Source organism: Streptomyces sp. NBC_00287, assembly GCF_036173105.1.
In the GTDB taxonomy this organism is placed as follows: domain Bacteria; phylum Actinomycetota; class Actinomycetes; order Streptomycetales; family Streptomycetaceae; genus Streptomyces.
Genome location: NZ_CP108053.1, coordinates 2,210,890 through 2,219,367, shown reverse-complemented (window position 1 = coordinate 2,219,367; position 8,478 = coordinate 2,210,890). Strand labels below are relative to the sequence as shown.

The window sequence follows — 8,478 nt, the reverse complement described above, 5'->3', positions numbered from 1 at the left end:
GTCTGGTACTGGATGTCGATCGGCAGGCAAGCATCGCGATATGTCCTCACTCAGGGTGTCCACGCCCTGGTTCGACGAGACCGGCGGTGAGAGTTCCTGGCTCCCGGGGCTACTTACCCCGGTGACAGTGGCGGGACCGCGCCGGACTCACACCGGCTTCCTCTCTTGCCGCCGTACATGGCTCCGGCAGTCCACCACGGGCCCGGAAGGGCCGTCAACTTGCCGTTGACCTGCGAGGGGAGAGTGTGCTGAGGCCCACATCGGGTCCGGCGGGGCGGGTTTGGCCAGGGGGTTCACCCACACGAGGTGACTACGCGGAAGCGCCTTGCGACTGCGGTGCGTGACGCCCTGGAATACGGGGACCGATCGAGTGGGGCGAGGGGGAGGGCCGGGTCTGTGGCGTACGTGGGTGAAATGGTGCTGGACGACGGGCAGGTCGTACTGCTGGAGGTGGCGGGCGACGGGCCGGCGGGGGTGCAGCGCGTGTCGCGCGGCGGCGCGGTCGCGGGGGCGGCCGAAACCCTCCAACAGGCGCTGGCCCGGGTGCGTCCGGCGCTGGGGGCGGTCCTGGAAGGCGCGCGGGACCTGCCCAGACCACCGGGTTCGGTCACGGTCGAGTTCGGCATCACGCTGAGCGCGGAGGCGGGGGTGGTGGTCGCGCGGGGCTCCACGGAGGCGCACTTCACGGTGACGATGAACTGGACGAACCCGTCGGAAGCGATGGTTCCGGGACAGCGCGATGCCGACGGCCGAGTCTGACGACGAACTCGCGCGCGGAATCGCCCGCTTCTGGAGTCATGACGGTCAGGTCACGGGAAGCGGCTTCCTGATCGCGGAGGGCACGCTGTGCACCTGCGCCCATGTAGTGGCGAACGCGCTGGGCGTGCCCGACACGGCGACGGACCCTCCTTCCTGTGCCGTGACCGTCGACTTCCCGCTGCTGACTCCGCCGTCCGACCGGTTGCCGGCGACGGTCACGCACTGGCGCCCGGTGTCCGGGGACGGCGGCGGAGACATCGCCCTGCTGAGGCTGGACCCGGTCCCCGGCACCACACCGGTCCGTTTCGCGGGCGGCACAGCGGTCTGGGACCACCCCTTCCGCGTCCTGGGCTTCCCCCTTCTGACCGACGACCACGGAGTCTGGGTGGACGGCCGGTTGCGGGCGCCGGTGGGCAAGGGGTGGACGTCGATGGAACCCCGCGGACGGACGATCGGCCGGGGCTTCAGCGGCGGCCCGGTGTGGGACACGGAACAGGGCGGCGTCGTCGGCATGACGGTGGCGGCGGACACGGGGACGGGCGCGAGCACGGCGTACCTCATCCCCGCAGCTCTCCTCCTGGGCCTGGAACCGGGCCTACGCCCGTCCCCCTTCCGAGGCCTGGAGGCCTTCCGCGAACAGGACGCGACGGTCTTCTTCGCCCGCCGGTCCGACAGCGAACGCATCGCGGAGGCGTTGCGGACGCACCCCTTCGTCCTGGTGGCGGGCGCGTCGGGGGTAGGCAAGTCGTCACTGGTACGAGCAGGAGTGCTACCGCTGCTGAGGAGTTCGGGCCACACGGTGACGGATTTCGCCGGCCAGCCGGAGACGGATCCGGTACGGACGCTGGGGGAGGCGCTGGGAGGCCAGTTCCCGTCTCTGCGGGACCTGGCGCGCACGTTGGGCGGGGACCGACAGACGGCGACGCTGCTGGGTGCCCGAATCCTGGAGGAGTCCGGGACGGCGGGGCATGTGATCCTGCTGGACCAGTTCGAGGAGACGGTAGGAGCACGCCCGGCGGACGCGCGAGCCCTGCTGGACGTACTGCTGCCGATGGCGAGGGCGGCCCACCCGGAGGGCCGCCGCCTCCGAGTCCTGGCGACCTTGCGCTCGGCATCGCTGGAGGAACTGGTCACGGGCGGCAGGGCGGAGGCGCTGAGCGGCACGGTCCAGATGGTGGCCCCGATGACCCCGTCCCAGTTGGACGAGGTGGTCCGCCGCCCGATCGACGCGATCCCCGGGGTGGAGTTCGAACCGGGCCTGCCGGAACTGCTGGTGTCGGAGGCGGGGGGAGAACCGGGCGCCCTGCCGTTGGTGGAGTTCACCTTGGCGGAACTCTGGGACCGGCGGGAGCATGGTCGTCTGACGCATACGGCGTACAGGGAGATCGGCGGAGTGGAAGGAGCGCTCTCGCGTTACGCCGACCACCAGTTGGCGCAGGTCTGCAAACCCCCGGAGGGCCCGGACGAGGCCACGGCCCGGCGCCTGTTCGAACGGCTCGCCCGGCCGGTGCGGGGCAAGGAGTACGCGCGGGTCGCGAGAGCCTTTGATTCCCTGCCACCCGAACTCCGCACGGCGGCCCAGGCATTGGCGGGCACGCGACTACTGGTCATCTCCCGGGACAGCTCGGGGCGCGAGACGGTGGCGCTGGCGCATGAGGCGCTGGTGCGGCAATGGCCCACGCTGAGGCGGTGGTTGGACGAGTCACGGGTGTTCTTGACGTGGCACGAGAAGTTGCGGGGGCGGTTGCGGGAGTGGGAGGACAGCTCTCGACACGACGATCTTTTGCTGCGCGGCCAGGAGTTGGCAACGGCGAGGACGACGGCGGCACTGCGACCGGCTGAACTGTCCTCGTCGGAGAGCGAGTTCATTCGCCGGAGCAGGGAATACCAACGGCGGTCGGTGCGGCGGGGCCGTACGGGGGTGGCGCTGGTGGCCTGCCTGGCGCTGGTGGCTGGGCTGTTGGGGTACGGCTTGTGGGCCATGCTGCGGGACCAGGGGCAGGGGGAGAAGGATGAGGCGGCGAGGGACCTGGTCCAGCTCGCGGCCGACCGGTCGACCGAGGACCCGGTCGGCGCGGCGCTTCTGGCGGCGGCAGCCCACCACACCAGCGATCTGCCGGTGGCCAAGGGAGCCTTGATGCGCCATGCCTGGCCCCTCACGTCCCTCGTCTCCGCCCACCGGATTCTCCCGGAGGGGGAGGTGAACGACGTCGCGGCGTCGGCGGACGGCCGGGTGATGGTGGTTCTGAAGGCGCACGAGGCGTCTGTCGTGACAGGGCTGGAACGCCGGAAGCCCAAGCGTTGGCCGTTGCTCGGCGTTCAGAGCTCGTTGGAGGCGGTGGCCGTCAGTGATGACGGGACGCGGGTCGCGGGGGCGTTGCACGGGAAGGTGTGGGTGTGGGACATCGTCGACGGGAAGCCGGAGGCAGAGCCTCTGTCGTTGAGATGGCATCCGGATCCCAAGGCGGACGGCACGGATACATTGGACTTCTCCAATGATGCTCGTCGGCTGTTGCACTCGGTGAATTCCCCCCGATTGTGCGCGGGGGACAGCCTGCGACCCTGGGTCCATGTCATGGAGGTCGAGGAAGACTCGGAGAAGGGTGCGGGGACCGCGCCACCCGATGACCTGCTTCGGTCTGGTGAGTGTCTGAGCGCGCTCACGTTTCGAACCGGGGAGCCTGATCGTCTCACCGCGCTGGTCGATCTGGCTGCCGAGGACGCCACCGACATGGCGGCCCACTCGGTGAGGTTCTCGACGGGCGAGATCGACCATGGACCGCTGAGGCAGGACACCATGACGTTCGCCACTGACGGCAGGGCGTTCGCGTGGATGAAGACGAACCAGCAGCACTGGCGGTGGCAGTCGGGGGCGGGGGACCACGAGGACACCAAGGGGCAGTGGTCCGAGGAATTCGATACGGATGCCACCGGCTCGTTCCTGAGGTTGGACGATGCCCACTACGGGGTGGGCGGGGACCGGGACGCCCTGTGGGGGGTCATGCAGGACTTGGAGTCCGGGGAGCGATATGCCCTGGTTCTTCCCGACGGCATCGCCTATCGCGGTGACGACACGGTCATGGCCAGGACGGACACGGGACTCGTCGCCTACTCCGCTCTGGAGCGCGACGTCCTGTCGCTGGAGATCAGCCCCAGGTCCTCGTACCCGCTCGACCAGACAGGCGTCGAGGTGGAGGACCTGGACCGAGTGGCTGGACACGACACCTTGATGGCGCTTACCGCGCGGGAACTGTGGACCGGCGACAGCTCTTACGTGGATGTGGCCGATTACGTGGTGGCGTTGGACGGACGCACGGCCAGGCGCCACAAGGTCAAAGGGGACAGGCCCTTGGGCGCCGTTGAGATCAGCGAGGACGGGCACACTTTCGTCGCCTGGGGCGGGGCCGACTGGGACCTGCGCACGACGGCGGGCTTCGGACCGGTGAAAGGGGTCACCAGGCCACTGGGTAGCGATGGCTCCTACGACACGGACTTGGCGATCGAATCCCTACGACGCTTCGGGCACAGCGACTTCTTGTTGCTCGACCGCAAGGGACTGGTACACCTCACGGCGAAGGGGAAATTCGACCGTCTGCAAGACGTGAAGTGCGCGTGGGATGTGGATGCGCAAGACCGCGCGTGTGTCACAGCAGTGGGGCGTCCGAACAAGCCGGGGGAGTTTCTGGTCCTGCGAGCGGATGGAACCGCGGAGCTGTGGCAGCTACAGGGCGAGGGCAACGCGAAGCCGATCGGCGGCTGCAAGTTCCCGGATGCGGTCGAGACGGCGGACGAAGGTCGGGCTGTGATGTTCAGGCCGGATGGACGCGCGCTCGCGGTGTCGACCGAGAACGGCGTCCAGGTGTGCCGACTGGGCGAGAAGAAGCCCGTCGTCATCGCCCCTGACGCCGACGGGGTGCGGGCCTACGACGACGAGGGACGGCTGGTGCTGTCCACGCCGGAGACGGAGGACGAGCTCTGGAACGATGACGGGAGCGGTGATCCCATCAAGCTCAACGCACATGAGTACGTCAAGACGTGGGTCTTCGACGGCGGACACCTCCACGGTGAGACTGCTCTGGGCCCTGTCACCTACGACCTCGGCTATCTCACCGGCCAAGCCACCGTCGACACCCTCTGCCGACGGATGCCCGAACACCACCGTGACATCTGGGAAGACCTCCTGGACACCGTCGACATCCCGCCCGCCGCACACAAAGACCCGCCCTGCCCGGAGAGCAGCTGACACTGCCGCGGACAGAGCGGGCCCAAGAACAAGCGCCGCGATCAGGCGACGATCAGATAGATCCCATACCCCACAGCCGCCGCACAAGCCGCAAAGCACGCGTACGCGCCGGTCACCGCCGCCGTCGCGGACCCGCCCTGTTCCGCCGCCCGCTCGCGGCGGGCGAGGCCCGTGATGCCGAGGGTGAACAGGGCCACCAGGGCCACGGTGACCAGGAGGCTGACGCCGAAGACGGAGCCGAGTGCCGTCCAGTCGATCTTCATAGTGATGCTTTCTTGGGTAGCCGGACGGGGGTCAGACGGTGGCCTGCGACGGCGTCTGCTCGCCGGCCGGGGCCGGGATCGTCGCCGTGAGGTCCTCGGTCACCGTGCCCGCCGGGGGCGGCGGAGTCACGGCGGCCATCGCCGTCGTCACCACACCCGCCGGCTCGTCGGTCTCGTTCACGTTCGTGTGGTCGACGACCTCACGACGGGACAGCTTCCAGATGGCCGCGCTGGAGCCGATCAGGAAGATCGCCACCACCGCCGTACCCCAGGAACCGAAGCCCGTCACATACTCCGCCAGCGCACCGACCAGCGCCGCCGCCGGCAGCGTCAGACCCCACGCCACGAACATCCGCGTCGCCGTCGACCAGCGGACCACGCCGCCCTTGCGGCCGAGGCCCGAGCCCATCACCGCACCCGAGACCGAGTGCGTGGTCGAGAGGGAGAAGCCGAGGTGGGAGGAGGCCAGGATGACCGTCGCCGCGCTGGTCTGGGCGGCGAAGCCCTGCTGCGGCTGAAGGTCGGTCAGCCCCTTGCCCATGGTGCGGATGATCCGCCAGCCACCGAGGTACGTGCCGAGCGCGATGGCCAGACCCGCGGAGAGGATGACCCACATCGGCGGGTCGGAGTCGGGCGCCAGGGTGCCGCCGGCGACCAGCGCGAGGGTGATGATGCCCATCGTCTTCTGCGCGTCGTTGGTGCCGTGGGCGAGCGAGACCAGACCGGCCGAGGCGATCTGCCCGGCGCGGTAGCCCTTCTCGGAGGACTTGCTGCCCTCGGCCTTCTTGCCGAGGGAGTACATCAGCCTCGTGGCGAGCAGCGCCGCGAGGCCCGCGACCAGCGGGGCGGCGATCGCCGGGATCAGCACCTTGGTGATGAGCACATCGCCGTGGACCGCGCCGACACCCGCCGAGGCGATGGTCGCGCCGATCAGGCCGCCCATGAGGGCGTGCGAGGAGCTGGACGGCAGGCCCACGAGCCAGGTCAGCAGGTTCCAGAGGATCGCGCCGACCAGTGCGGCGAATATGACCTCGGGACGGATGCCGGTCTCATCGACGAGACCTTTGGAGATCGTGTTGGCGACCTCCACGGAGAGAAAGGCGCCGACAAGGTTCAACGCGGCGGACATGGCCACCGCGACCTTGGGCTTGAGCGCACCGGTCGAGATGGTCGTGGCCATCGCGTTGGCGGTGTCGTGGAAACCGTTCGTGAAATCGAACGCGAGTGCGGTTACCACCACAATCGCGAGGATCAGCGAGAAGTTTTCCATTTACCCAGGCAATCATTCGAGGTCATTGGCCGGACGAACGTAGGTAACCTGAGTGAACGGAAGATGAACTGAGGTGGGCCGCACGGTGTCCGAAGGAAAGGTTCCGCCTTCCGTCGGACCCGCGCCGCCCCGCACGATCCAGGCGCCCCAAGGGTTAGGAGCCTCGGGCAAACTTCCTGAGCTGGGTCATGGACCCGTTGAAGTAATTCTGGTCACCCGGCAGGCTGCCGCTGTTGTCGAACTGCCAGAAGGTCCACGTCGACCATCCGGCAGGCAGCGTGCCCGCGCTCGAGGAGTTGTAGCGAGCCACCCACAGCGCGTGATTCGAGGCGAAGGCCCGGCTGCTGCCCGTGCAGGTGTTCCACCAGTGCGCGGTCGTGTAGATCACCGGTCGGCGTCCGGTCAGCCGCTGCACCTCGCTGCTGAACGCCTTGATCCAGTTGACCATCTTCGACCGGCTCAGGCCGTAGCACTTGTGATCCTTGTCGTACGGGTTGTACTCGATGTCCAGCGCGGGCGGCAACGTCCAGCCGTCCGCCGTCCAGCCGCCGCCGTTGCGCACGAAGTGCGCGGCCTGGGTCTTCCCCGACGACTTGTTCGGCAGCGCGAAGTGGTACGCCCCGCGGATCAGGCCCGCGTTGCGGGAGCCGTTGTACTGCTGGTTGAAGTACGGGTTGCGGTAGGTGTGGGACTCGGTCGCCTTGACGTAGACGAACTTGGCGCCCTTGGACTTCGCGCTCTGCCAGTTGACGTTCTTCTGATGGGACGAGACGTCATGTCCCTTGGGCCGGCCGGCCGCCGCGGCCGGAGACTCGGCCAGCGCGGTTCCCCCGATGGTCAGCGCCGCCACGGACGCCGCGAGCACGCGGGTGCGGTGACGGGACGGTTTGCGATCACGGGCCATATTTCCCCCCGGAATGGCGACGTGCACGACAAATCAGCCAGAGAGTACTGGAGGGTCGGGGAATGCTCGTCGATCTCCGGCCAAGCACCGGGAGAGGGTGATGTATCCGGATATGCGCCCTTCCGGACGCCTGACTTCCGGCCTAAAGTGCCCCGGCCCGGCGGCCGTTCGGGGCGGTGACTGGCAGGATCGCGGCATGGCTGAGCAGCGAGACAAGCAGCGGGGCGAGGGGGAAGCGCGGGAGGGCGCACAGGAAGTGCTGGAGTCGTGGCCGGAAGGTGTGCGTCCCGAGGAGGCGCGCGCCTGGGAGGAGCTCGTCGCCACAGCCCGCCGGACGGTGTCCGACGGTCTGGTCGTGGGCACGTCCGGCAATGTCTCGGTGCGCGTCGGGGACACGGTCCTGGTCACACCGTCGGGCGTGCCGTACGACCGGCTCACGCCCGGGGACGTGACGGGCGTCGACCTGTCCGGCCGTCAGGTCCTCGGCTCGCTGCGGCCGACCAGCGAACTGCCCATGCATCTCGCCGTCTACGGCGCCACCGACGCCCGCGCGATCGTCCACACCCACGCCGTGCACGCCACGGCCGTCTCGACCCTGGTCCAGGAGGTCCCCGCGGTCCACTACATCACCGCGGACCTGGGCGGACCCGCCCGGGTTGCCCCGTATGCGACATACGGCACCGAGGAGTTGGCCGAGAACATGCTCCGCGCCCTGACCGACCGCACGGCCTGCCTCCTCCAGAACCACGGCACGATGGCCTACGGCAAGACCCTGCCCCAGGCCTACGACCGCACGGCACAGCTGGAGTGGATGTGCCGCGTGTGGCTGACGGCATCCTCGGTTCCGGGCCTGTCACCGTCACTGCTGTCCGGGGAACAGCTGACGGAGGTGGGGGAGAAGCTACGGGGGTACGGCCAGCCCGGCTGACGCCACCTTTCCGGGCGCCGCGACATCCGCCTCCTCGCTATTCGCCGGCCCCCTCCCTCCGCCGCAGCGGCGCTCACCCCCACCCGCCTCCCGGCGGTGCCGAACCCTCCG

6 protein-coding genes and 1 riboswitch are annotated in these 8,478 nt (G+C 69.0%); of the genes, 3 read left to right on the top strand and 3 right to left on the bottom strand.

What is annotated here, in order from left to right; translation table 11 throughout:
* Positions 1–71 precede the first annotated feature (71 nt).
* Positions 72–211, bottom strand: a riboswitch (cobalamin riboswitch).
* Positions 212–396: 185 nt separating this feature from the next.
* Both OHT76_RS10125 and OHT76_RS10120 read left to right on the top strand, forming a co-directional pair.
* A complete protein-coding gene (locus OHT76_RS10125; protein ID WP_328870432.1) occupies positions 397–759 on the top strand; it encodes a CU044_2847 family protein in 363 nt (120 codons plus the stop codon).
* Entirely contained in the window at positions 740–5,002 is a 4,263-nt protein-coding gene (locus OHT76_RS10120; RefSeq protein WP_328870431.1) for an nSTAND1 domain-containing NTPase, read from the top strand. The genes OHT76_RS10125 and OHT76_RS10120 overlap by 20 nt, the downstream gene beginning before the upstream one ends.
* Before the next feature lie 41 nt (positions 5,003–5,043).
* Here OHT76_RS10120 and OHT76_RS10115 read toward each other — a convergent pair whose 3' ends face one another.
* From OHT76_RS10115 to OHT76_RS10105, 3 genes are all read right to left on the bottom strand, one after another.
* Positions 5,044–5,265 (bottom strand): hypothetical protein, encoded by a 222-nt coding sequence (locus OHT76_RS10115; RefSeq protein WP_328870430.1) that lies wholly within the window; start codon positions 5,263–5,265, stop codon positions 5,044–5,046.
* A gap of 31 nt (positions 5,266–5,296) precedes the next feature.
* On the bottom strand, positions 5,297–6,535 hold the full coding sequence (locus OHT76_RS10110) for an inorganic phosphate transporter (protein ID WP_328870429.1): 1,239 nt from the start codon (positions 6,533–6,535) through the stop codon (positions 5,297–5,299).
* 154 nt (positions 6,536–6,689) lie between these two features.
* Positions 6,690–7,439, bottom strand: coding sequence for a lysozyme (locus tag OHT76_RS10105; protein WP_328870428.1), 750 nt, complete (start codon positions 7,437–7,439; stop codon positions 6,690–6,692).
* A 196-nt stretch (positions 7,440–7,635) separates the two neighbouring features.
* Here OHT76_RS10105 and OHT76_RS10100 point away from each other — a divergent pair, with 196 nt between their 5' ends.
* A complete protein-coding gene (locus OHT76_RS10100; RefSeq protein WP_328870427.1) occupies positions 7,636–8,367 on the top strand; it encodes a class II aldolase/adducin family protein in 732 nt (243 codons plus the stop codon).
* Positions 8,368–8,478 lie beyond the last annotated feature (111 nt).

Bases quoted from the DNA above. Each gene is read 5' to 3' on its own strand.
- OHT76_RS10105 (WP_328870428.1), bottom strand. From the start codon at position 7,439: ATGGCCCGTGATCGCAAACCGTCCCGTCACCGCACCCGCGTGCTCGCG.
- OHT76_RS10110 (WP_328870429.1), bottom strand. From the start codon at position 6,535: ATGGAAAACTTCTCGCTGATCCTCGCGATTGTGGTGGTAACCGCACTC.
- OHT76_RS10115 (WP_328870430.1), bottom strand. From the start codon at position 5,265: ATGAAGATCGACTGGACGGCACTCGGCTCCGTCTTCGGCGTCAGCCTC.
- OHT76_RS10100 (WP_328870427.1), top strand. From the start codon at position 7,636: ATGGCTGAGCAGCGAGACAAGCAGCGGGGCGAGGGGGAAGCGCGGGAG.
- OHT76_RS10120 (WP_328870431.1), top strand. From the start codon at position 740: ATGCCGACGGCCGAGTCTGACGACGAACTCGCGCGCGGAATCGCCCGC.